This is a genomic window from Methylotenera sp. G11 (assembly GCF_000799735.1).
GTDB lineage: Bacteria > Pseudomonadota > Gammaproteobacteria > Burkholderiales > Methylophilaceae > Methylotenera.
This window is the reverse complement of sequence record NZ_JUHH01000001.1, coordinates 2292867-2317079: the sequence shown is the minus strand read 5'-3', so window position 1 is coordinate 2317079 and position 24213 is coordinate 2292867. Positions and strand designations below refer to the sequence as shown.

Sequence of the window (24213 nt, the reverse complement as noted above, 5' to 3'; positions counted from 1 at the left end):
TATTATGTCAAACACTCAAGAAATCGAAGTAACAGCCAAAGACCTTCCCCTGCACTGCCCGACCAAACAGGTTGAGCTTTGGGCATCGCACCCGCGCGTATTTCTGGATCTGGCAGAATCCGGCCATGCAGCCTGCCCCTACTGCGGCACGCAATACAAGTTAAAAGAAGGCGAAACAGCAGGCCATCACTAAGGCATGACTGCCGCTGGCATAGCTCAGGAGCCATCAGCTCAAAACACTTCTAGAACGCCAGCACCTCTGCATCACCACCCCACAACGCCTCAATGACAGGCTTGGCGTTTGCCGATGGGCTGTTGGTCCAGAACCTGACCTTACCAGCCTGGTCCGGCCATGCCAGCAGATCAAGTGCGGATAACCGTTTTTGCAATTGTTTGGCCACCGCAGCACCGGTATCAATCAGCGCCACACCCTCGCCGACCACCTGCGTGATCAGCGGCGCCACGAACGGATAGTGGGTGCAGCCCAGCACGATGGTATCGGCACCTTCATCCAGCAGCGGTTTGCAATATTTCTGAAGCAGGTTCCGCGTGGCTTCGTCAGCCAATTCGCCGCGCTCGATGCATTCGACCAGGCCGGTGCAGCCCTGCGTCACCACTTTCACGTTACGTCCATAACTTTCAAGCAAACCTGCGAATTGTGCGCTTTTCAAGGTACCGACTGTAGCCAGCACGCCTATTACGCCATTTTTCGAGGCTGCCGCCGCAGGTTTCACGGCTGGCTCCATGCCAATGATAGGCAGCGAATATTTTGCACGCATGCGGTCAATCGCAGCAGCGGTAGCGGTGTTGCAGGCCACCACGATCGCTTTGGCGCCTTTTGCGATCAAAAAATCCGTAATCTCAAAACACCGGGACTGGATTTCTTGAGGAGTCTTGCCGCCATAGGGCGCATATCGGCTATCTGCCACATATAGCAGGTGCTCATACGGCAGCAGGGCGTGAATATGCTGCAATACCGAGATGCCGCCAACACCGGAATCAAACACGCCAATCGGCGCATTGGCCGGAATGGCAGGCTTGATCGGGGTATTTTTAATTTCCAGCGTCATGGTTTGATCGGTCATGGCAAAGGCATCATCAGTTACAATGCGAAGGATTATAAAGGATTTTGAAGGTGAGCTTATGGGAAACAGACTGAGTAAAATATACACGCGCACGGGTGATGACGGCACTACCGGCTTAGGTGACGGCAGCCGCATCGGCAAAGACAGCCAGCGCGTCAAGACCATGGGCGACGTAGATGAACTGAACTCCGTAATCGGCATGGTGCTGACCGAGAACATTCCCGCCACTGTCAGAACCTCGCTAACCCAGATCCAGCACGACCTGTTCAATATAGGCGGCGAACTGTCGATTCCCGGCTACGTACTGCTGAGACAGGCTCGGATCGATGACCTGGAAGAAGCGATTGACCGGCTGAATGCCGAACTGCTGCCGCTGAAAGAATTCATCCTGCCCGGCGGCACCAAGGCTGCCGCTTACTGCCATCTTGCACGCACGGTCTGCCGCCGTGCGGAACGTGAGCTCATGCAGCTGCACCATGCCGAGGACGTCACCGAGATCTCAAGAAAATACCTGAATCGCCTGTCCGACCTTTTGTTCGTGATGTGCCGCATCATTAACAAAGAAGCGGGCGTCAGCGATATACTCTGGGACCACTCCGCCAAATAGCGCGGCAATTGCATGTTTTGTTGAAATCTGAATTTAAGTTCACAATTAAATTTAAGCTATAATTTCGCATGATCAGAAAACTGCTAGATAAAATTTTCAAGCCCAGGAATAAAAAAACTGAGCACGAGAAACCCACACACCACACCTCTGAAGCTCGAAAACAGCAGTCCAAAAAAAGCCGTCCGGTATTAAGCATCAAGAAAAACGCAAAAAAAGCCGGCGGCAATAGAGACAAAGCGGAAATCATTCCATTCCAGAAACACCAGATAGATCGCAGCCTGCTGAGCAGCGCCGCACTCAGAACAATTGACGGCCTGCAAAAAGCCGGGTTTGAAGCCTACATTGTTGGTGGCGCTGTGCGCGACCTGCTGCTGAACCGCAAGCCCAAGGACTTTGACGTAGCGACGGATGCCACGCCGGAAGAAGTCAACCGCATCTTCAGGCGCTCGCGCATCATCGGCAAACGCTTCCGTTTAGTTCACGTACTGTTCGGCGATGAAACGATTGAAGTTTCCACTTTCCGCGGCCATCACCAGTCTGAGGGGGATGCGCATACCAACGAATCGGGCCGCATCACGCGCGACAATGTATTCGGCAGCCTGGAAGAAGATGCAACGCGCCGCGACTTTACTGCCAATGCACTTTACTACGACCCGAGCAGCCAGGAAGTGCTGGACTTCCATCACGGCTTCGCCGACATCAAGGCCGGCGTGCTGCGCATTATCGGCAAAGCTGAAACGCGCTATGCGGAAGACCCGGTGCGCATGCTGCGTGTCGTGCGCCTGTCTGCCAAGCTCGGCCTTAACATCGACCCCGCCACCAAAGCGCCCATCGCAAAAATGGCTGAACTGCTCGAAGATGTGCCGCCCAGCCGCCTGTTCGACGAAATGCTGAAACTGTTCCTGTCCGGACATGCGATCGAAAGCGTCGCCGCGCTGCGCAAGCAGCACTTGCATCATGGCCTGTTACCCATGCTGGATGTAGTGCTGGAGCAGCCGATGGGCGAACGCTTTGTCATGCTCGCGCTCAAGAATACCGATGACCGCATCCTGTCCGGAAAATCTGCCAACCCCAGCTTCTTATTTGCAACATTGCTATGGCATGAAGTATTGGCTGCCTGGAATAACTACAAAAAAAACAACCCGCCGATTCCTGCCCTGCATATGGCCATGAACGATGTGATTGCCACGCAGGCAGAAAAGCTCGCGATACACAACCGTTACACTGCTGCCATGAAGGAAATCTGGGGACTGCAGCCACGGTTTGAGCAGCGTGCTGGCAAGCGCCCGTTCGGCCTGCTGATCAACCCGCGCTACCGCGCCGGCTATGACTTCCTGCTGCTGCGCAGCGAATCCGGAGAGGTTCCTGCCGAACTGGCAGAGTGGTGGACCAACTTCGCAGAAGCGGAAGGCGAAGCGCGCACCGCAATGCTGCAACCGGACACGGCGCCTAAAAAACGCAAAAGAAGAAAACCGAAAAAACCCGGCAGCAACACCCCGGCAGCCGCATAATGCATCAGGCATTTATTGCACTGGGAAGCAATCTGCAGAATCCTGCCGCCCAGGTTGAACAGGCATTTTCTGCGCTAGCCCGGTTACCAAAGACACGGTTGGTTAAAAAATCATCTTTATACAGAACTGCGCCTGTTGACTGCCCAAGCGAGGCAGGCAGCGAGGTGCCGGATTTCATTAACGCAGTTGCCGAAGTGCATACTGAGCTCTCCGCACCTGATCTGCTGCTCGCGCTGCATGCGATTGAGAACGAAGCCGGGCGCGAGCGTCCTTATGTCAATGCGCCACGCGTACTGGATTGCGACCTGCTGCTGTTTGATGACATGGTCATTAAAAGTGATAAGCTCACATTACCGCATCCCAGAATGCATACCAGGGGATTTGTATTGTTGCCTCTATTTGAAATCGCACCGCAATTATCGATGCCTGTCCATGGCAGTATCGCATCGTTAATCAGCCCTGAATTATCAAAAGACATTACAAAACTAAGTATTACAAATCCAGGTATTACAAACCCAGGCTAGAAAAACCTCATGAGCATATTTAACAAATATCCCTATATCGTTGTGGAAGGCCCGATCGGCAGCGGCAAAACTACGCTGGCAAAAATGCTGGTCGACCGCTTTCCTGTCGATTACCTGTCGGAAAAAGCCGAGGCCAATCCTTTTCTGCCCCGCTTCTACCAGGATGCCCAGCGCTACAGCCTGCCTACCCAGCTGTTCTTTCTGTTCCAGCGCGCCAACCAGATCAAAGACCTGAATCAGCGCGACATGTTTGCCAGACCGATTGTTGCTGACTTCTTTTTAGAAAAAGACCCCATTTTTGCACGCCTGAACCTGGATGAAGAAGAGTATGCTTTATATCATCAGATCTACCAGCACCTGCAGATCAAAGCGCCGAAACCTGACCTGGTCATTTACCTGCAGACGCCGATAGACGCGCTGATGGAACGCATCGAGGAGCGCAGCATCAGCTACGAGCAGGAGATTCCGCGTGAATATATAGAGCGCCTGGCAAATGCCTACAGTGAATTTTTCCATAGCTACGATGCTTCACCTGTACTGATTGTGAATAACGAGAAACTCAATATACTTAAAAATCAAAGTGCTTTCGATTTACTGCTCAGCCGCATTGATCAGATTAAAAGCCAGCGTGAATTTTTTAACCCGAATTTTGAAGAATGATGCGCAAACAGACACTTGATCAATTAGTAGCATCTGGCGAAAAAATTGCCATGCTCACCTGTTACGACGCTACTTTTGCAAAAGTCTGCGCCGCCGCCGGGGTAGACATGCTACTGGTAGGCGACTCGCTCGGCATGGTGCTGCAAGGCGCTGAAAACACGCTGCAGGTCACGATGCAGGACATGATCTACCACACCAGGTGCGTAGCCGCCGGCGCGCCGGAAACACTGATCATGACTGACATGCCATTCGGCAGCTACGAACACGACAAAGAAGACGCCTGCCGTAATGCCCAAGCGCTTTTGGATGCAGGGGCAGACATCGTGAAGATCGAAGGTGGCGGACTGGTTGAAACAACGCGCTACCTGGCTGAACGGGGCATTCCGGTGTGTGCGCATCTGGGTTTCACGCCGCAATCCGTGCAGCAGCTTGGCGGCTACAAGATTCAAGGCAAGACCGAGGAAAGTGCCAGAAAGATCACGCAGGATGCCATCGACATGAGCGCAGCAGGCGCCTGCATGATCTTGTTTGAAATGATGCCTGCCGCCCTCGCCGGGCACATCACCGAAACAATAAAAACACCCACGATAGGCATTGGTGCGGGCGTTGATTGCAGCGGACAGGTATTAGTCATTCAAGACTTGCTGGGCATTTACACCGGCGTTGCCGGCAAAAACCCCGCCGACTACAAAGCACCGCGTTTTGCCAGGAATTTCCTGGCCGGAAGCGATAGCATCCAGCAGGCCATTGCAGATTACGTGCAGGCCGTGAAGAAAAAAACATTTCCGGCAGCCGAGCATAGCTATTAAAAAAATCCTGAGCCTCACTAAAAGCCAGCCCATACCATGCAGATCATTCACACCGTACCTGAACTAAGAAACGCGCTGAAATCCAGACCCGGCATCGCACTGGTACCTACCATGGGCAACCTGCATGCCGGGCACATTCATCTGGTGACACTTGCCAGGCAGCATGCGCCATGCGTCGTCGTGAGTATCTTCGTCAATCCGCTGCAATTCGGTGCCAATGAAGACCTGGCAAACTACCCACGCACCCTGCAAGCCGACTGCGAAAAACTGGAAGCAGCCGGTGCCGATATTGTGTTCGCACCCGGGGTCCAGGATATGTATCCGGATTACAATGCTGCAAGCCATGACCTGGGTCAGTCCATGACCATCAATTCGCCGCCGGTTGCAAAAGAATTATGCGGCGCCAGCAGACCTGGTCATTTTGACGGCGTGGCAACCGTGGTCATGAAGCTATTCAATATCGTGATGCCGCAGATTGCCGTATTCGGCAAAAAAGATTTCCAGCAGTTATTTATCATTCGCGAACTGGTCAGGCAATTCAACCTGCCGATCAGCATCGTTGCGGGCGATACGATACGCGAACCCAGCGGACTGGCAATGAGCTCACGCAACGGTTACCTGACGCCGGAGCAGAAATCCGCAGCCTCTGCGCTCAATGCCTGCCTCAGAAAATTAGTCGACAGCATCCAGCAAGGCAGTACGGACTTTACTGCGCTGGAACAGGCTGCCGCACAGGCGTTAAATAAAAAAGGCTGGGTAACCGACTATGTTTCTGTCCGCGCAAGCGATACCCTGTTGCCGGCAGCCGGACAGGATACCCGGCTTGTTGTACTGGCGGCGGCAAAAATAGGCAGCACGCGCCTGATAGACAATATCGAGTTCTCCCGAACCTGAATTGAATTAAACCTTTCGGCAATTTCCATTTCTAACCGGGTAACGGCACATTAACGCAATGGGTCAGAGCGAACAGCGAGCCACGCAATCGCACTGCCATACAGAGCGCACGCATTAATTCATTAATAATTGGAATAAGTGTTTGAAAAGACTATAATACGTTCCCTTTTCATAAATGGTTAAGCACATGCAAAGAATCATGCTTAAATCTAAATTGCACCGCGTACATGTTACGCACTCAGAGCTCCACTACGAGGGAAGCTGTGCAATCGACGAAGAGCTGCTGGAAGCAGCAAATATCTGTGAATACGAGCAAATCAGTATTTACAACGTAACCAATGGCCAGCGTTTTACCACGTATGCCATCCGCGCCGAACGCCACTCCGGCATCATCTCGGTGAATGGCGCGGCCGCACACAAGGCGCATCCGCAGGACATTATCATTATCGCCAGCTTCGCCAACTATGACGAGGCTGAGCTAAAAACATACAGCCCGCAACTGGTGTATGTCGACAACCACAACCGCATACAATCACAACGCAACGCAATTCCCGCACAGGCCGCATAAATGACACAAACAACACAGACCATAGCCCCCCACAACGAACATCTGGAGGCTATGAAACTCGCCGTCATCGATGCTATTGAAGACATCAAAGGTTTCGACATCACCGTGATGGATGTGCGCAAACTCACCAGCATGACCAACTACATGATTGTGGCCTCTGCCAACTCCAGCCGCCAGGCCAAAGCCGTGGCCGACAATGTACGCGAGAAGCTGAAGGAAAAAGGCTTTGCCATCCGCGGCACGGAGGGCGAAAAAGAAGGTGAATGGGTTCTGGTCGACCTGGATGACATCGTCGTGCATATCATGGTGCCGGCTACCCGTGCCTACTACAACCTGGAACAGCTATGGGGCGAGGCAGAAAGCCGCCGCAGCCACATCAAGGCAGAAGAATAATCCTTCCCGCCATGACGGATACTGACTGGCTCAGCGCGGCATCCGTCATTCACCGCAGGCCATTCCAAGTTGAAGTTAAGAATCATTAGCGTTGGTCACAAGATGCCAGGCTGGGTTGAAACCGCCTGCGCTGATTTCACCAAACGCATGCCCCGCGAATTATCCGTTGAAATCATTGACATCAAGCCCGAGAAACGTGCCGCGGGCAACAGCACCGAAAACATCCAGCTCATTGAAGCCAAAAGAATCCTCGAAGCGGCCGGCCGCGATTACCTGATCGCCTGCGATGAACGCGGCCAGGAAGTCACCACGCTGCAGCTCGCAGACAAAATGAAAACCTGGCAAACGCTTGGGCGCGACGTCAGCATTGTCATTGGCGGCGCCGATGGCATCCATAGTAGCCTGAAGCAGCAGGCAGACTGGCTATGGGGCCTTTCCAAGCTCACCCTGCCCCACGCCTTTGTACGCGTGCTACTCACCGAACAGCTTTACCGCGCACATAGCGTCATCCAGAACCATCCCTACCATCGTGAATAAACACGTAACTCATCCCGCCGCCAGCAAACTGGCATAGTAAATGCTAATCCTTATGTAAAAGGTAAATTCAGCGCCGGGTATGGCTGTGATATGCACCACATCTATACTTAACTGCAGGAAATTGCACTTTTTTGGCAAGCTTAAGTCTGCAAACCTGAATTCGCAGACTTGATTCTAAAAACGACGGGGGAGCTAGTTTCTATGGATAATCAATGTTTAATTCTTTTATCAAAGTTTTCGGTAGCTGCCAGAAAATTTATAGGCTCTGTCAATTCCGCAAAAATGATACGCGACAGCCATTACGCTAGCGATATTTTTCAGCAGATTGACGAGATCGGTGATGAGGAGCTGATTTTATTATCCCTGGATCTACAAAATGTCCTGGGCATGCTCAAACTGCCGGAAATTGAAAAAGAAACCCTGCACGAAACATCCAAAGAGAAGTATGTGTTTGGCGCCAGGGGCTAAGGCTGGCAAACCCGGGAGAACGCAGGACAATAAGATCACCGGATACAGAGAATCGCAGGATAAAAAACTACAGGCCGAATTTTTCTAAACTATTTGCTAAACTGTGAGGCTCAACTGCGAAGTCTCACAGCCTATGCAAATTACAACGCCTCAATATACAAAATCCCTAGTCTGGTTTCGCCGCGACCTGCGTGATTACGATCATGCAGCGCTTTATCACGCACTCAAACATTCCAGCCAGGTCTACTGCACATTCATTTTTGATACGGACATTCTGGATAAGCTCACCAATAGGCACGACCGCCGGGTTGAATTCATCTGGGAAAGCGTGAAGGAACTTAAATCCGCATTGCAGGCAAAAGGCGGCGAACTGATCGTGCTGCACGGCGTGGCAAAAAATGAAATCCACCAACTGGCCAAACAATTACAGGTTGAAGCGGTATTCACCAACCATGACTATGAACCGCAAGCCATTGCACGCGACCTGCATGTTACAGACCAGCTTAAACACAATGGCATCGCATTCCATCATTTTAAAGATCAGGTGATCTTTGAGAAAGATGAGGTTTTAAGCATCACAGGCAAGCCTTATAGCGTATTTACCCCCTATAAAAATATGTGGCTTAAAAACATCAATGATTTTTACCTGAGCGCCTACCCGGTTGATCGCTATGCAAAACGCCTGGCAAAAGCGGATGGCAGCCAGGATTTCGGCAAGCTGATGAGCCTTGAGTCACTTGGCTTCGAACGTACCAATCTATCGGCACTACGCCTGCCTACCGGAATGAGCGGCGCTGCCCTGTTATTCACGGATTTTGAAAACCGTATGCAGCGCTATAAAGAAGCGCGTGACTTTCCCGGCATCAAAGGGGTTTCCTACCTGTCAGTCCATCTGCGTTTCGGCACCGCATCCATCCGGCACCTGGCACGCGTCGCAATGCAGACAGGCAACTCCGGCGCCGAGACATGGCTGTCAGAACTGATCTGGCGTGATTTCTATTTCCAGATACTGCATCACCATCCGCACATTGCTGAAGGCAAAGCATTTAAAGCAGAATTTGAATCCTTGCCATTCCCCAACAACCCTGATTATTTCAAAGCCTGGTGCGACGGAAAAACCGGCTACCCGCTCGTTGACGCGGCAATGCGACAGCTTAACAACACCGGCTTCATGCACAACCGCCTGCGCATGGTGGTGGCCAGCTTCCTGGTTAAAGACCTGCTGGTAGACTGGCGCTGGGGGGAACGCTACTTTGCAGAAAAACTGATCGACTTTGATTTCAGCGCAAACAATGGCGGCTGGCAGTGGGCAGCCTCTACAGGCTGTGACGCCCAGCCCTGGTTCAGGATTTTCAACCCGACGACGCAAAGCGAACGCTTTGACGCAAACGGGCGCTTTATCCGGAAATATGTCACCGAACTGAACAAATGCAATGACAAGGAAATCCATGCCCCCTGGCTGATGGCTGCTGAACGGCAATCCTCAATCAATGTCATCATCGGGCGCGATTACCCGCAGCCGATCGCAGAGCACAGCATCCAGCGCGACCTGGCATTAAGTCTATATAAAAACAAATAACAGCAGCCGAGCTGAAAATGCACTAAGCAATTGAATATCATTGACTATGTAATTTTATTAAATCCGTAAAACCCGTGACTGGCTGCGACCACCGAGGAAGTGTTGCATTTATACAACATTCCGTTTGTTTTACATTTAGTCACAAATTATATTAATGGACAGAAATGCCCCGCTCATGAATAATTGAACACTGGGATGGTACAGATTTTCAAGAATTATCGATTTCTAAATAAAACCAAGAATCACCAATAAGAAATTTATACAAAATGCAGACAAAACTAATTAAATTATTTACAGCATGCCTCTTCGGCCTGTTACTCACCGGCTGCGCATCGCAGGCGAACAAAGACCCGCTGGAAGGCATGAACCGCGGCATCTACAAGTTCAACGACGTTGCCGACAAGGCTGTGTTTAAACCCGTAGCCAAAGGCTACAAAGCCATCGCACCGACACCCGTGCGCACCGGCATCAACAACTTCTTTAACAACCTGCGCACGATTACCAGCGTCCTGAACAACCTGCTGCAATTCAAGCTGGCTGATGCATTCAGCGAAACAGGCCGCTTTGTCATCAACAGCACTTTTGGTATTGCCGGCTTTATCGACGTAGCAGGCATGGACAATGTACCGGTAAATAAAGAAGACTTCGGGCAAACGCTGGGGTACTGGGGTGTAGGCAATGGCGCATACATTGTGCTGCCATTCCTGGGTCCATCCACTGTACGTGACACGACAGGCCTGATTTTTGATACCGCGACTACAGACCCGATCCACTACACACACAATATCGGTGAAGTACGCCTGCACAACCAGTTGCGCCTTGCCCAGTTCATTGATAAACGCACGGAACTGCTCGACGCTACCGACCTGGTTGACGAGGCATCACTCGACCCTTATGCATTCATGCGTGATGCCTACCTGCAGCACCGCGCCAATGCGGTTGAAGACGGCGCAGAGACAAAAGAGCCGATCAAGGATGAGTTTGAAGAAGTAGACACTGAGAACAAACCTGAAAACAAATAATAGTATCCAGGTACATTAAACGACAAGGCCCCGGAATTTCGGGGCCTTGTCGTTTGGGTCCAGTTCAATTGATTTCTAGTTCAACTTATTGGAGACGGGCTTAATCTGAAGCAACCGTCATGCGTTCGATCAGGATAGAACCAACCTGTTTCGATCCCTGAACCTGAATATCGGTACCGATCCCCACGATCATTTTCAACATTTCAGCCATATTGCCGGCGATGGTGATTTCCTCTACCGGATGCACGATCACGCCATTTTCAACCCAGAACCCAGCGGCTCCGCGTGAATAATCGCCAGTCACCATATTCATGCCGTGACCCAATAACTCAGTTACCACCAATCCGGTGCCCATTTGCTGCAGCAAGCCGGCAAAGTCATGCTCGCCGGGCTGTACAATCAGGTTATGATTACCGCCGGCATTACCGGTAGTCTGCATGCCGAGTTTACGCGCGGAATAACTGGAAAGGACATAACCCTGCAGCACGCCATTCTCAACCAACTGGCGCGCCCTTGTGGACACACCCTCATTATCAAACGGACTGCTTGCCAACCCTTTCCTGATGAACGGGTCTTCATAAATATTGAGCAGTGGAGACGCAATCTGCTTACCCAGGCTATCCAGCAAAAACGATGACTTGCGGTATAGATTGCCCCCTGATATGGCGCTGATCAAGGTTGAAATCAGGCCACTGGCGAGCGGTGCCTCAAACAATACCGGCACCTGACAAGTTCTGATCTTTTGTGCATCGAGCCTGCGTACCGTACGCTCGCCGGCAATCCTGCCTATATCGGCTGCCGGCATCAGGTCTTCCGACGCACGTGCCGTGCTGTACCAGTAATCGCGCTGCATGCTGCTGTCCGATTCGGCAATCACCGAGCAGCTGATGCCGTGACGTGAGCTTGGATAGCCGCCGGTGAAACCGTGGCTGTTACTATAAGAAAAAAATCCTGTGCCGCTTGAAACGCTGGCGCCTTCTGAGTTCGTGATACGGGCATCCACCTGCAAAGCTGCCGCTTCACAGGTCTTGGCAATTTCAATTGCCGCATCTACGGAAATATCCCACGGGTGATTCAGATCCAGGTCTGGAATCACATCCGCCATCAGTTCGGCATCAGCCAGCCCGCAGAAATCATCCTGCGCCGTGTACTTAGCGATATTGCATGCGGCGGCAACCGTATCCGCCAGCGCCTGCATACTGAGGTCTGAAGTGCTGGCATGTCCTTTCTGCTTACCGAAATACACAGTGACAGACATGCCTTTGTCGCGGTTGTATTCAATATTCTCAACCTCGCCCATGCGCACGGAAACACTCTGGCCTATGCTCAAACTCAATTCAGCCTCAGCTGAACTCGCGCCGAGGCGTTTTGCAACGCTAAGCACGTCCTCGGACATTTGCTTAATTTCATCGAATGAATAACTGAAACCTGAATCTGACATAACGCTTTCTTCTAATAAAAATGTACGCTAAAAACTGAAAGGGTACTTTTATAAATGCACAGTTTGGGATGCAGTGCTACCCGTAAAGGGCATATCCGTAGAATATATGCGCTGAAGCGCATTATTCATACGCCAAAGGCGCACGGAACGCAGGAGCCGAGATAGTATGCGGTATACAGCGAGGTTGCGAGTACCGCGCAACGTAGCAATGCGCCCAAAAATGTATTTATAGAAGTGCCCTAAAGGGCAAGACTGTTATAATACCGCAGTATGAAACCTAAAAAGACAACTAAAGGCACTGAATTAAGCAATGAGCCTATTTCAGAAGCCGATTTACCGCCAAGTAAAACCAAATTAAAAGCTGAAGCGGACGCACAGCAGGCGCTTGGCGTGCGCTTATCAGAGCTGCCCAAAGATAAACTGCTCAAACTGAATCTGCCTGAAGATGTCGTCACGGCAATTCTGGATACGAAAAAAATCACCGCCAATGGTGCGATCAGGCGACACCGCCAGTATCTGGGCAAGCTGATGCGCGAAATCGACACCGCGCCTATCGCTGAACAGCTGGCACGCTGGGATGGCAAACACACCGCAGAGAATGCCTACTTTCATGGACTGGAACGCTGGCGCGACCGTTTAATCAATGACGCCAATGCGCTATCAGAGTTCATGGCCTTACACCCGGCCACGGACAGCCAGCAATTGCGTACATTGATACGTAATGCTCAGAAAGAGCTAGCCGCTAACAAGCCGCCCAAAAGCAGCCGAGAAATTTTCAAGCTGCTCAGGGAAATCACCAGTCCAGAGAACAATGATGTGCCTGATGAAGCTTCAGAAGCGATAGACACTGACGAATAGGCGGATCCCCGCATGAAAAAAACCTTCAGCTTGCTGTCAGCAAGCTTACTCATCCCCAGCCTGGCCAGCGCATCCGAACACAGCGCGCGTGTAAATCTTACCGGCCACTGGGTTGGCATCACTGCACTGGTAGTGTTTGCCGCGGCTTACCTGTTCGTCATGGCGGAAGAATTCATCCATCTGCGTAAATCCAAACCCGTCATGCTGGCGGCAGGCATTATCTGGGTATTGATTGCCTGGCACTATCAATCCCAGGGTATCCCGCATGAGGTGGAAAATGCATTCAAGCATAATCTCGAAGAATACGCGGAACTGCTGCTGTTCCTGATTGTGGCAATGACGTACATCATCGCCATGGAAGAACGGCAAGTATTTGAAGCATTGCGCACCTGGCTGATACGCAAAGGGCTCAGTTACCGCGCCCTGTTCTGGGTCACCGGCCTGCTGGCATTCTTCATTTCCCCGGTTGCCGACAACATGACAACCGCCTTGCTGATGGGCGCGGTAGTCATGGCTGTTGGCGGCAGCAACAAGAAATTCGTGCTGCTTTCATGTATCAATTTAGTCGTTGCAGCCAACGCCGGCGGTACGTTCAGCCCGTTTGGCGATATTACGACACTGATGGTCTGGCAGAAGAATATCATCGCCCCCAATGGCCCGGTAACTTTCTGGACGTTTTTCAGCCTGTTCTTACCCGCACTGGCCAACTGGTTAGTACCTGCTGCCATTATGAGCCTGGCCGTTCCTGATGAAAAACCCAAAGGCAATAGCATCCAGCTGCCATTAAGGCGTGGCGCACTGGTCATCATCGCCTTGTTTTTCATCACCATCGCGATGGCGGTGCTGGCGCATAGCCTGCTCGAATTGCCTCCGGTACTGGGCATGCTCACCGGCCTGGGCCTGCTGCAGTTATATGCGTTCCGGTTGAAAGTCGGCGGTGAAAAATCATACCTGCCGCAAGCTGCTGGTGCAGATTTCAGCAACCCGGTGCCTTATGACATTTACAGCAAAATCGCCCGTGCCGAGTGGGATACATTGTTTTTCTTTTACGGGGTAATCATCTGCGTAGGCGGCTTAGGCTTTTTAGGATACCTGACAGTGTTATCACAGGCCATCTATGGCGGATGGGGTGCAACCAATGCCAACATTGCAATCGGGATCATCTCTGCGGTAATCGATAATATCCCTGTCATGTTTGCGGTACTTTCCATGATGCCGGACATGTCGACCGGGCAATGGATGCTGGTCACGCTGACAGCAGGCGTTGGCGGCTCGCTATTATCAATCGGCTCGGCCGCCGGCGTAGCGCTGATGGGACAGGCTCGAGGCAGTTACACCTTCTTTGGTCACCTGAAATGGACACCGGTAGTTGCCTTGGGATACGCAGCGAGTATTGCTGTACATATGCTGGTTAACCGGCATATGTTTTAATCAGAAAGGGGTAAAGTATGAACAAGGACTATGATGTATTGCTTGATGTGCGCGACGAAGACAGCCCGGTGCCGACCATTCGCGCTAAAGAAGTATTGGATGGGCTCGCTCCAGGAACAATACTAAAAATCATTACCAGCAAAGAGAGCACCGTTAAGAATATCCGCACCTTAGTGGCGAACAACCCTTTTCATTTAATCGAACATGCCATCAATGATGAAGGTTTTGTGTTCTTCATCCAGAAACAATAAGCCGCATCACGCCAGGCTTGACCAGAGCCAAACACATAGTACCGACTGATCAATCCTGGCTGCGCTTGATATGCCTGCAGCTAATTCCGTGAGTTAACCGCAACCGTCAGCCTGGCAGGCGCACCTTTATGCTCAAGCTCGACAGCCACAGTCTGCCCGGCATATCTTTTCACTGCTGCAAAAAGGTCATCAGCACTCACCAACGTCATGTCGCCGATTTTCATGATGGTATCACCTCTGGCAATACCGGCTTTTGCCGCCGGCGAATCCTTGATCACTGCAATCACCTTCAATCCGGGCAAAGCCTGGGCTTCAGCACCGTCTTCGTTTGCATTCATTTTAAGTTTGATGATGTGTACGCCCAGCAGCGGCATTGGTAATTTTGCCCAGTAACTTGCATAAAAATAATACTGTGCCGGTTCATCCGCTAAAGCTTCAGCATCAATATCCTCGCCCTTTTTGGCAGCCTCTTTCACCAGTTGCAATTTTGAGCCGGGCGTTTTTGCCGACTCGTATTTTTTATAAATCAATACAGTATCCGCCTTGATGGATTTGGCATGCTGCAAGGCCAGCTCCGGAGCAGCCTCGGCGGCACTGAATCCTGAAGAACCTATCATGTCATACCCATCCTCCAGCATCGTGATGTTGTCATCGTCTTTATGGTTACTTACAAACAACCTGGTATCCGGGCTGGAGCTCAGTGATTTCAGGTTGTAGGTGTTCTGTTCCTTATAATTGGTTGCGTAAGGATTATCTTGCGCGGCATGCGCCGCATTGATTAAAACGAACAAGATCAGGCTTACCCCTAGAAAACCTGCCACTATCATTTTTCCGAGCCGGTTTTTATTGGTTTCGGCCGGTGAAACAGCCAACGCCTTAGCAGAATGATGCCTATGATTACGCATGAGGGAATCCTTTATGGTTGGTAATGGTATGATTTAACCTTGACTCAGTACTAATGACAGACCAATGACAAAACAATTCATTAAAATTGGATTAATTTCAATCAGCGACCGTGCGAGCAGCGGCGTTTATGAAGACAAAGGCATCCCTAGCCTTAAAGAGTGGCTGACAAATGCACTTATCAGCCCGTTTTCACTGGAAACCCGCCTGATTGCAGATGAACAGAATGAAATTGAATCCACCCTGATTGATCTGGTGGATTTTCAGGACTGCCACCTGATTCTCACCACCGGCGGCACCGGCCCGGCCCTGCGCGATGTCACGCCTGAAGCCACGCTTGCAGTGGCCGATAGGGAAATGCCGGGATTTGGCGAACAGATGCGCCAGATCAGCCTGAATTTTGTGCCTACCGCGATTCTGTCGCGGCAGGTGGCTGTAGTGCGCAAACAATGCCTGATTATTAACCTGCCCGGCCAGCCCAAAGCCATTGCCCAGACACTGGAAGGCCTCAAAGACGAAACAGGCAAAACACTAGTGCACGGCATTTTTGCTGCGGTGCCTTATTGCCTGGATTTGCTGGCAACCCCCGGCAAACCCATGCCGTTCATGGAAACAAATGAGGCCATTGTGAAGGCATTCAGGCCAAAATCAGCCGGTAAAAACTAAACATACGTCATGTCCCCGGAATTTAATCTAATCGCCAAATACTTTACCCGCGCCACACCGGGCGCCGATTTAGGCGTAGGTGATGACGCCGCACTGCTGCGTGTGAGCGAAGGCCATCAGCTCGCCATCTCAGTAGACATGCTGGTAGCGGGCACTCACTTTTTCCACGATGCCGCCCCTTATGATATCGGCTGGAAATCACTGGCCGTCAATATCTCCGACATGGCCGCGATGGGCGCGCTGCCCAGGTGGGCAACACTCGCAATCGCGCTGCCGGAAATCAATGAACCCTGGCTTGCAGAATTCTCGCGCGGTCTTTTTGCCTGCGCCGATACATTCAAAGTGGATTTAATTGGCGGCGATACGACACGCGGCCCGCTCAATATCAGCGTGCAGATCATGGGGGAAGTCACTATCGGTCAGGCACTACGGCGCGATGGCGCAAAACCTGGCGATGACATCTGGGTATCCGGCAGATTAGGCAGCGCTGCACTGGGTCTTGCACACTTGCAAGGCAAAACCGTGCTGAATGGCGAAGTTGCCGAACACTGCCTGCTCGCGCTGCATAAACCTTCACCGCGAACCGCACTAGGATTAGCCTTACGCAATAAAGCCACGAGCTGCATTGATGTCTCCGATGGCCTGCTCGCAGACCTTGGACATATACTCGAAGCCTCCAACCTAGGCGCAGTGGTGACACTGGAGAGCATAGGCTGCCATGATCATTTGCGCTCACATCTGGACGAATCCATCATTCAGCAATGCATTCTTGCAGGGGGCGATGACTACGAGCTTGCTTTCACCGCTCCGCAATCACAGCGCAATGCGATTGAACAGCTAGGCCGTCAATTAAACCTGCCGATCAGTCTGATTGGCCAAACCACAGAAAATCCGGGCATCAGAGTAAGCTACAAACAGAACATGCTGGATATATCCAAAAAAGGCTTTGACCATTTTGGCTAAGCAGACGCAACCAGATTTAAAATTACTGCTATCGCACCCGGCACACTTCTGTGCTTTAGGGTTTGGCTCCGGCCTGGCAGCGAAAGCCCCGGGCACGTTTGGCACGCTAGTCGGATTGCCGGCCTTCTGGCTGATTGCAGGCCTGGATTTTTACGTGCAGCTTGTCATCATTGCCATACTCTTTCTGGCTGGCATTTACTTCTGCGAAAAGACCGGCAAGGCGTTAGGCGTATCAGACCACGGCAGTATTGTCTGGGATGAAATCGTTGCCATAATGTTAGTGCTCACTGTCACGCCTTATCAATGGCAATGGTGGCTGGCGGCTTTTTTACTGTTTCGCCTGTTCGACATCTGGAAGCCTGCACCAATACATCAGTGCGACGCCATGGTGAAAGGCGGGCTGGGCGTGATGCTGGATGATCTGCTTGCTGCGATTTATGCAATCATGAGCTTGAAAGTTTTACTATGGTTAAGCTTACAGACCTGACTCTTTCGGAAGCTGCGGCGCAGCTGGGACTTGCACTCAAGTCCCGCGGCCTGATGCTGACCATGGCTGAATCATGCACCGGCGGACTGGTTGCAGAAGCCATTACCGGTGTTGCCGGCAGTTCGGCATGGTTTGACCGCGGCTTTGTGACTTACAGCAATGCCGCCAAAACAGATATGCTTGGCGTCCCTACGCAAACCATAGAAAAATTCGGCGCTGTGAGCGAGCAGACTGCTGCCGCCATGGCAGCAGGCGCATTAAGAAACAGCATCGCACACATTGCCGGCAGCATTACCGGCATTGCCGGACCTGACGGCGGCTCAGCCGAAAAACCAGTCGGAACCGTGTGTTTTGCATGGGCAGACATTCATCTCCCCGTCACCACGTCCACGCACCATTTTCATGGTGACCGTAACGTAATCCGTCAGCAAGCCGCCATCTTCATGATGGCAGGCCTGATAGAAAGATTAAATACGCCAGCTTGAGCTTATCTGTGGTGGCCGCGATGACCGTGTCCAGGGTGACCATAGCCGCCATGATGACGGCCTGAAAAATGATGGCGGGGTGCGCCATAATGGTTATCACGATAGATCATCGCCGGGGCACGGTGATAGGCATGCGGCGCGGGGTAATAAACCCTGGGAGTATCATAGTAAACAACCTGCGGCACGGCATTGTAAGCCACCACTGGCGCACCGGGATAACCATAGCCGCCCAGGCTGATCCCGATGTTAAACGAATCATGTGCCTGTGCGCCAGATGCGGCAGCACCCAAAGCCAGGGCAATCATTAAAGAACGCAGTATTTTCATTATCAATCTCCATCTTAAATTCACTGTTGCGTGCTTACAGAAACGTGCGTAAAACAATTAAGTTGACCGGATTAGCAAAACTTGCCGTAGCTTTAGAAAAATCCCCCATAAATACACCCGGATAACGGCTCGCACCGCTTACCTTAAAACGCAAATTATGGAATAATTGACAGTTAATTTAAGCACTTCAAAATAAAGGTAAAAACCCATGGATGACAACAAAGCTAAAGCACTCTCCGCAGCTCTTTCGCAAATTGAAAAACAGTTCGGCAAAGGCTCCATCATGCGCATGGGTGATAGTGACATTGGCGAAGATATTCAAGCCGTATCGACCGGCTCGCTCGGTCTCGATATCGCTTTAGGTATCGGCGGCCTGCCGCGCGGCCGCATTGTTGAAATCTACGGTCCTGAATCATCAGGTAAAACTACACTGACGCTTTCAGTGATTGCTGAAATGCAGAAAATAGGGGGTACCGCAGCCTTTATCGATGCTGAGCATGCGCTTGATCCGCAATATGCAGCAAAACTTGGCGTCAACGTGCCGGAGTTGCTGATCTCCCAACCAGATACAGGTGAACAGGCGCTTGAAATCGCTGACATGCTGGTGCGCTCCGGCTCCGTAGACATCGTGGTCGTGGACTCGGTGGCAGCGCTGACACCGCGCGCCGAAATTGAAGGCGAAATGGGCGATTCACACATGGGTCTGCAAGCGCGCCTGATGAGCCAGGCGTTACGTAAATTGACCGGCAATATCAAACGTACGAACACTTTAGTCATTTTCATCAACCAGATCCGCATGAAAATCGGTGTCATGTTCGGCAATCCGGAAACGACCACCGGCGGTAACGCGCTGAAATTCTACGCTTCTGTACGGCTGGACATCCGCCGTACCGGTGCCATCAAGAAAGGTGATGAGGTCACCGGTTCCGAGACCCGCGTAAAAGTCATCAAAAACAAAGTTGCACCTCCGTTCAAACAAGCAGAATTCGACATCATGTATGGCGAAGGCATTTCACGTTTTGGCGAAATCATCGAACTGGGCTCAAATATCAAATTGATCGAAAAAGCCGGCGCGTGGTATAGCTACAACGGCGAGAAAATCGGCCAGGGTAAAGAAAATGCGAAAGAGTTCCTGCGCGAGCACCCGGAAATCGCTCAAGACCTGGAAGACAAAATCCGCGCCAATGCCAAAAAGCTCAATGAAGTCATGGCAGCACCGCGCGGCGAGGATGATTGAGTAACCGCAATTGAGAACCCCGCTGGAAAAAAACCTGCGGCAGCGCGCCCTGGAATATCTGGGCAAGCGTGAATATTCATATGCGGAACTCGGGCAAAAGCTCAAGACCTATGCCGATGAGGGCGATGATATCCCGGCTTTGCTGGAAGACTTTAAAGCGCGTGGCTGGCTTTCAGACGCGCGTTTTACCGAACAGATCGTACATGCGCGGCAGACAAAATTCGGTAGCGCAAAAATTGCGCACGAGCTGCGTGAAAAAGGCGTGGCAGACCACCTGATTGCCGATGCAATCGGACAGGTCAAAGATAACGAGCTTAACAACGCAACCGAAATTTGGCGTAAAAAATTCAAACATGGCCCAAAAAGCCGTGAAGAATGGGCCAAACAAGCCAGATTCCTGCAAAGCCGCGGCTTTGGGTTTGACATGATTAAAAAAGTACTAAACGCTGCAGAAGCTGAAGAAAACGATTAAACAGGCTATTTAGAATCAAATTTTATGACAATTAAATTAAGCAACAACCCAAGCAGTAACGAAATCCGCCAGGCCTTCCTGGATTTTTTCGCCTCTAAAGGCCATGAAATCGTTTCATCCAGTTCACTGGTACCGCATGGTGACCCTACCCTGCTGTTCACCAATGCCGGGATGAACCAGTTCAAAGACGTATTCCTGGGTTTTGACAAACGTCCATATACGCGTGCAACCTCAAGCCAGAAATGTGTACGCGCCGGCGGCAAGCACAATGACCTTGAAAACGTAGGCTACACCGCACGCCACCATACCTTCTTTGAAATGCTGGGCAACTTCAGCTTTGGCGATTACTTCAAAAAAGACGCCATCAGCTACGCATGGGAACTGCTGACTGAAGTTTTCAAACTGCCGAAAGACAAGCTGACTGTAACGGTTTACGCTGAAGATGACGAAGCCTACAACATCTGGCTTAATGACATCGGCGTGCCGGCCGAGCGCATTATCCGCATCGGCGACAACAAAGGCGCACGTTACGCATCCGATAACTTCTGGATGATGGGCGACACCGGCCCATGCGGTCCATGTACCGAGATTTTCTATGATCACGGCGCACACCACTTTGGCGGGCCTCCTGGCAGTCCGGATGAAGACGGCGACCGCTACATCGAGATCTGGAACAACGTGTTCATGCAGTTCAACCGCGATGAAGCCGGGGTGATGCACCCGCTGCCAAAACCCTCAGTCGATACCGGCATGGGCTTGGAGCGTATTTCTGCGGTATTGCAGCATGTGCATGCCAACTATGAAATCGACCTGTTCCAAAAGCTGATCGCAGCCGCCGCACGTGAAACTAAAGCCACTGATTTGAACAGCCCTTCACTCAAAGTGCTGGCAGACCACATCCGTGCCTGCAGCTTTTTAATTGCCGATGGCGTGATTCCAGGCAATGAAGGCCGCGGCTATGTACTGCGCCGCATTATCCGTCGCGCGATCCGTCATGGCTACAAGCTTGGCGTACGCAGCGCATTCTTTAACAGGATCGTGCCAGACCTGGTGGCTGCCATGGGCAGCGCTTACCCTGAACTGGTAAGCAATCAGGCGCGCATTACAGACATTCTGAAACTGGAAGAAGACCGCTTCTTTGAAACCATTGAAAACGGCATGACGATTCTGGAAACAGAACTTGCCAATACCAAAGAAATATTCAATGGCGAGACCGCTTTCAAACTGCACGATACCTATGGATTTCCACTAGACCTGACTGCTGACATCTGCCGCGAACGCGAAGTAAAAGTGGACACCGCCGCTTTTGATGCCGCGATGGCGCGCCAGAAAGAACAGGCACGCTCTGCCGGCAAGTTCAAGATGGCTGCCAACCTTGAATACGATGGCATTGCCACCACTTTCTACGGCTACGAAAAACTGGAAACCGCAGGCCAGGTCACAGCGCTGTATAAAGATGGCGCAGCCGTCACCAGATTAAACGAAGGTGAGCAAGGTGTTGTGGTGCTCAACAACACGCCATTCTATGCTGAATCCGGCGGCCAGATTGGTGACAGCGGCGAAGTGCGCGGCGCTAACGGCATTTTTGCGGTAGAGGATACACAAAAAATCCAGGCGACCGTATTTGGCCACCACGGCGTGCTGAAAACCGGCACCCTGAGCGTGGGCGACCACATCACTGCCCGTGTTAACGTGCAAGCACGCACCAACACCATGCGCAACCACTCTGCCACCCACCTCATGCACAAGGCGCTGCGTGAAGTGCTGGGTGAACATGTGCAGCAGAAAGGCTCACTGGTCGATACCGACAAAACGCGTTTTGACTTTGTGCATAACGCGCCGATGACCGATGACGAAATCGCCAAAGTTGAGCGGATTGTCAATGCGGAGATTCTGGCAAACGCAGCCTGCCAGGCACGCGTCATGGATATTGAATCCGCACAGAAAACCGGCGCCATGATGCTGTTTGGCGAAAAATACGGCGATGAAGTGCGTGTGCTGGACATTGGCACCTCGCGCGAACTCTGCGGCGGTACGCATGTCAGCCGCACCGGTGACATCGGCCTGTTCAAGATCACCTCTGAAAGCGGAGTGGCGGCAGGCGTGCGCCGCGTTGAAGCCACTACCGGCGAGGGCGCGCTGAAACTTATCAATGCCCAGCAGAGTCTGATTGCACAGTTGGCCAGCGAACTCAAAGCACCCGCAGGCGAAGTGGCTGCCAAAGTAGGCCAATTGGCTGAATATGCAAAATCACTGGAAAAAGAACTGGCGCGTTTGAAATCTAAACTGGCTTCCTCCCAAGGGGATGACCTGGCAACACAGGCTGTGGAAATTTCCGGCGTTAAAACCCTGGCGGCCACGCTGGATGGCGCGGATGCCAACGCCCTGCGCGAAACCATGGATAAGTTAAAAGACAAGCTTAAGTCTGCGGCAATTGTGCTGGCCAGTGTAAATGATGGCAAAGTAAGCCTGGCTGCAGGTGTAACCCCTGATTTAATCAGCAAAATCAAGGCAGGTGAGTTAGTGAACTTTGTAGCAGGCCAGGTTGGCGGCAAAGGCGGCGGCAAACCGGATATGGCAATGGCCGGCGGCACCGATGCCAGCAGCTTGCCAAAAGCATTAGCAAGTGTAGAGAGTTGGATTAAAGAAAAAATAAATTAACCGCCGATAAACGCCGATAAACGCCGATGTTGAATTGGGGTTATCTGCGTGCATCGGCGTTCATCTGCTGTTTAATTATTAGGTTTTATATATATGGCACTTATAGTACAAAAATACGGCGGCACCTCAGTCGCCAATCCAGATCGCATCCGCAACCTGGCGCGCCGGGTTGCGCGCTACAAAGCAATGGGGCACAAAGTCGTTGTGGTAGTTTCCGCCATGTCCGGCGAAACGAATCGCTTGATTTCATTGGCGAAGGAAATCATGCCGGATCCGGATCCGCGCGAATTAGACGTCATACTTTCTACCGGCGAGCAAGTCACGATCGGCATGACCTCGTTGGCACTCATGGAGCTTGGCATCAAAGCCAAAAGCTACACCGGCTCACAAGTCAAAATCCTGACAGACGACGCCTTCACCAAAGCACGTATCCTGAGCATAGACGAAGGCAACATTAAAAACGACCTCGACAATGGCTATGTGGTGGTAGTTGCCGGCTTCCAGGGCGTTGATGGCAACGGCAATATCACAACACTGGGCCGCGGCGGCTCAGACACTACCGGTGTAGCGCTTGCTGCAGCACTGAAAGCTGACGAATGCCAGATCTACACCGACGTTGACGGCGTATACACCACCGACCCACGCGTAGTGCCTGAAGCACGCCGCCTGGACAAAATCACATTTGAAGAAATGCTTGAGCTGGCCTCACAAGGCAGCAAAGTACTGCAGATTCGCTCAGTAGAATTTGCCGGCAAATACAAAGTTAAATTACGCGTGCTCTCCAGCTTTGACGACGAAGGCGAAGGCACACTGATTACATTTGAGGAAGAAAAAGATATGGAACAACCCGTTATTTCAGGCATCGCATTTAATCGCGACGAAGCCAAAATCACTGTATTAGGCGTACCTGACAAACCAGGCATTGCCTATCAAATCTTAGGCCCAATTGCCGAAGCCAATGTTGATGTGGATATGATTATCCAAAACACAGGCGCCGACGGCACCACTGATTTCACGTTCACCGTGAACAAAAATGAAATGAACAAAGCGCTCAGCATCCTGCGTGACAAGGTGCAGGCACATATCGGCGCACGTGAGATCAAAGGCGACGACAAAATCGCCAAGGTTTCCATCGTAGGCGTGGGCATGCGTTCGCACGTAGGCATCGCCAGCAAAATGTTCCGCATCCTGGCTGAAGAAGGTATCAATATCCAGATGATCTCAACTTCAGAGATCAAAATCGCAGTAGTGATTGATGAAAAATACCTGGAACTTGCAGTGCGCGTACTGCACAAAGCTTTTGAGCTGGACGCCGAATAATTTCTGCAAATGCAGCAAGTTATCGTTGATTTTTAAAAGGGTTTCAAGTAGTATC

The 24213-nt window shown here is 51.5% G+C and carries 28 protein-coding genes; 24 read left to right on the top strand and 4 right to left on the bottom strand.

Going from position 1 to position 24213, the window contains the following annotated elements:
• Positions 1-4 precede the first annotated feature (4 nt).
• Positions 5-193, top strand: coding sequence for a zinc-finger domain-containing protein (locus GQ51_RS10830; protein WP_047552836.1), 189 nt, complete (start codon positions 5-7; stop codon positions 191-193).
• A gap of 49 nt (positions 194-242) precedes the next feature.
• Here the strand turns inward: GQ51_RS10830 and murI are convergent, their stop codons facing one another.
• Positions 243-1070, bottom strand: coding sequence for a glutamate racemase (gene murI / locus GQ51_RS10825; protein WP_052177886.1), 828 nt, complete (start codon positions 1068-1070; stop codon positions 243-245).
• A gap of 73 nt (positions 1071-1143) precedes the next feature.
• On the opposite strand from murI, the gene GQ51_RS10820 reads away from it, so the two are divergent.
• The 12 genes from GQ51_RS10820 (at position 1144) to GQ51_RS10765 (ending at position 10657) form a co-directional block, all read left to right on the top strand.
• Entirely contained in the window at positions 1144-1692 is a 549-nt protein-coding gene (locus GQ51_RS10820) for a cob(I)yrinic acid a,c-diamide adenosyltransferase (RefSeq protein ID WP_047552833.1), read from the top strand.
• Positions 1693-1760: 68 nt separating this feature from the next.
• Positions 1761-3203, top strand: a complete 1443-nt coding sequence (gene pcnB / locus GQ51_RS10815) for a polynucleotide adenylyltransferase PcnB (RefSeq protein ID WP_047552830.1) — start codon at positions 1761-1763, stop codon at positions 3201-3203.
• A complete protein-coding gene (gene folK / locus GQ51_RS10810) occupies positions 3203-3727 on the top strand; it encodes a 2-amino-4-hydroxy-6-hydroxymethyldihydropteridine diphosphokinase (protein ID WP_052177813.1) in 525 nt (174 codons plus the stop codon). The genes pcnB and folK overlap by 1 nt, the downstream gene beginning before the upstream one ends.
• 9 nt (positions 3728-3736) lie before the next feature.
• The gene (locus GQ51_RS10805; protein WP_047552827.1) at positions 3737-4387 is read left to right on the top strand and encodes a deoxynucleoside kinase; all 651 of its coding nucleotides are present in this window, start codon (positions 3737-3739) and stop codon (positions 4385-4387) included.
• Entirely contained in the window at positions 4387-5196 is an 810-nt protein-coding gene (panB, locus tag GQ51_RS10800) for a 3-methyl-2-oxobutanoate hydroxymethyltransferase (protein ID WP_047554152.1), read from the top strand. The genes GQ51_RS10805 and panB overlap by 1 nt, the downstream gene beginning before the upstream one ends.
• A gap of 36 nt (positions 5197-5232) precedes the next feature.
• Entirely contained in the window at positions 5233-6090 is an 858-nt protein-coding gene (gene panC / locus GQ51_RS10795; protein ID WP_047552824.1) for a pantoate--beta-alanine ligase, read from the top strand.
• Between the two features lie 187 nt (positions 6091-6277).
• Complete coding sequence (gene panD / locus GQ51_RS10790) at positions 6278-6658, top strand: aspartate 1-decarboxylase (RefSeq protein ID WP_047554150.1); 381 nt, start codon at positions 6278-6280, stop codon at positions 6656-6658.
• Complete coding sequence (gene rsfS, locus GQ51_RS10785; RefSeq protein ID WP_047552821.1) at positions 6659-7051, top strand: ribosome silencing factor; 393 nt, start codon at positions 6659-6661, stop codon at positions 7049-7051.
• Positions 7052-7120: 69 nt separating this feature from the next.
• Complete coding sequence (gene rlmH, locus GQ51_RS10780) at positions 7121-7588, top strand: 23S rRNA (pseudouridine(1915)-N(3))-methyltransferase RlmH (RefSeq protein WP_047552818.1); 468 nt, start codon at positions 7121-7123, stop codon at positions 7586-7588.
• Positions 7589-7789: 201 nt separating this feature from the next.
• On the top strand, positions 7790-8056 hold the full coding sequence (locus GQ51_RS10775) for a hypothetical protein (protein WP_047552815.1): 267 nt from the start codon (positions 7790-7792) through the stop codon (positions 8054-8056).
• A 133-nt stretch (positions 8057-8189) separates the two neighbouring features.
• A complete protein-coding gene (locus tag GQ51_RS10770; RefSeq protein WP_047552812.1) occupies positions 8190-9635 on the top strand; it encodes a cryptochrome/photolyase family protein in 1446 nt (481 codons plus the stop codon).
• Positions 9636-9901: 266 nt separating this feature from the next.
• Positions 9902-10657 (top strand): MlaA family lipoprotein, encoded by a 756-nt coding sequence (locus tag GQ51_RS10765; protein ID WP_047552809.1) that lies wholly within the window; start codon positions 9902-9904, stop codon positions 10655-10657.
• 100 nt (positions 10658-10757) lie between these two features.
• Here the strand turns inward: GQ51_RS10765 and pmbA are convergent, their stop codons facing one another.
• Positions 10758-12098, bottom strand: a complete 1341-nt coding sequence (gene pmbA, locus GQ51_RS10760; RefSeq protein ID WP_047552806.1) for a metalloprotease PmbA — start codon at positions 12096-12098, stop codon at positions 10758-10760.
• A gap of 270 nt (positions 12099-12368) precedes the next feature.
• Here pmbA and yjgA point away from each other — a divergent pair, with 270 nt between their 5' ends.
• The 3 genes from yjgA to GQ51_RS10745 are packed head-to-tail and all read left to right on the top strand — an operon-like array spanning position 12369 to position 14638.
• A complete protein-coding gene (gene yjgA / locus GQ51_RS10755; RefSeq protein WP_047552803.1) occupies positions 12369-12956 on the top strand; it encodes a ribosome biogenesis factor YjgA in 588 nt (195 codons plus the stop codon).
• 12 nt (positions 12957-12968) lie between these two features.
• Positions 12969-14387, top strand: a complete 1419-nt coding sequence (gene nhaD / locus GQ51_RS10750) for a sodium:proton antiporter NhaD (RefSeq protein ID WP_047552800.1) — start codon at positions 12969-12971, stop codon at positions 14385-14387.
• Positions 14388-14404: 17 nt separating this feature from the next.
• Positions 14405-14638, top strand: coding sequence for a sulfurtransferase TusA family protein (locus GQ51_RS10745; protein ID WP_047552797.1), 234 nt, complete (start codon positions 14405-14407; stop codon positions 14636-14638).
• 80 nt (positions 14639-14718) lie between these two features.
• Here the strand turns inward: GQ51_RS10745 and GQ51_RS10740 are convergent, their stop codons facing one another.
• Positions 14719-15543: a PDZ domain-containing protein gene (locus GQ51_RS10740; RefSeq protein WP_052177812.1), complete on the bottom strand. Its 825-nt coding sequence runs from the start codon at positions 15541-15543 to the stop codon at positions 14719-14721.
• Positions 15544-15607: 64 nt separating this feature from the next.
• Here GQ51_RS10740 and mog point away from each other — a divergent pair, with 64 nt between their 5' ends.
• From mog to GQ51_RS10720, 4 genes are read left to right on the top strand one after another with little or no spacing between them, the layout of a single operon-like run.
• Positions 15608-16207 (top strand): molybdopterin adenylyltransferase, encoded by a 600-nt coding sequence (mog, locus tag GQ51_RS10735; protein WP_047552791.1) that lies wholly within the window; start codon positions 15608-15610, stop codon positions 16205-16207.
• Between the two features lie 9 nt (positions 16208-16216).
• Positions 16217-17170, top strand: a complete 954-nt coding sequence (gene thiL, locus GQ51_RS10730) for a thiamine-phosphate kinase (RefSeq protein WP_047552788.1) — start codon at positions 16217-16219, stop codon at positions 17168-17170.
• Positions 17154-17657, top strand: a complete 504-nt coding sequence (locus GQ51_RS10725; RefSeq protein ID WP_047552785.1) for a phosphatidylglycerophosphatase A family protein — start codon at positions 17154-17156, stop codon at positions 17655-17657. The genes thiL and GQ51_RS10725 overlap by 17 nt, the downstream gene beginning before the upstream one ends.
• The gene (locus GQ51_RS10720; protein WP_047552782.1) at positions 17636-18142 is read left to right on the top strand and encodes a CinA family protein; all 507 of its coding nucleotides are present in this window, start codon (positions 17636-17638) and stop codon (positions 18140-18142) included. The genes GQ51_RS10725 and GQ51_RS10720 overlap by 22 nt, the downstream gene beginning before the upstream one ends.
• A 2-nt stretch (positions 18143-18144) precedes the next feature.
• Here the strand turns inward: GQ51_RS10720 and GQ51_RS10715 are convergent, their stop codons facing one another.
• Positions 18145-18468: a hypothetical protein gene (locus GQ51_RS10715; protein ID WP_047552779.1), complete on the bottom strand. Its 324-nt coding sequence runs from the start codon at positions 18466-18468 to the stop codon at positions 18145-18147.
• Between the two features lie 208 nt (positions 18469-18676).
• On the opposite strand from GQ51_RS10715, the gene recA reads away from it, so the two are divergent.
• The 4 genes from recA to GQ51_RS10695 all read left to right on the top strand — a co-directional run bounded on the left by recA (position 18677) and on the right by GQ51_RS10695 (position 24158).
• Positions 18677-19705, top strand: coding sequence for a recombinase RecA (recA, locus tag GQ51_RS10710; protein WP_047552777.1), 1029 nt, complete (start codon positions 18677-18679; stop codon positions 19703-19705).
• Positions 19706-19715: 10 nt separating this feature from the next.
• Complete coding sequence (recX, locus tag GQ51_RS10705) at positions 19716-20177, top strand: recombination regulator RecX (protein ID WP_047552775.1); 462 nt, start codon at positions 19716-19718, stop codon at positions 20175-20177.
• Between the two features lie 24 nt (positions 20178-20201).
• Positions 20202-22838 (top strand): alanine--tRNA ligase, encoded by a 2637-nt coding sequence (gene alaS, locus GQ51_RS10700; protein WP_047552773.1) that lies wholly within the window; start codon positions 20202-20204, stop codon positions 22836-22838.
• A 93-nt stretch (positions 22839-22931) separates the two neighbouring features.
• Complete coding sequence (locus GQ51_RS10695; protein WP_047552769.1) at positions 22932-24158, top strand: aspartate kinase; 1227 nt, start codon at positions 22932-22934, stop codon at positions 24156-24158.
• Positions 24159-24213: the final 55 nt, after the last annotated feature.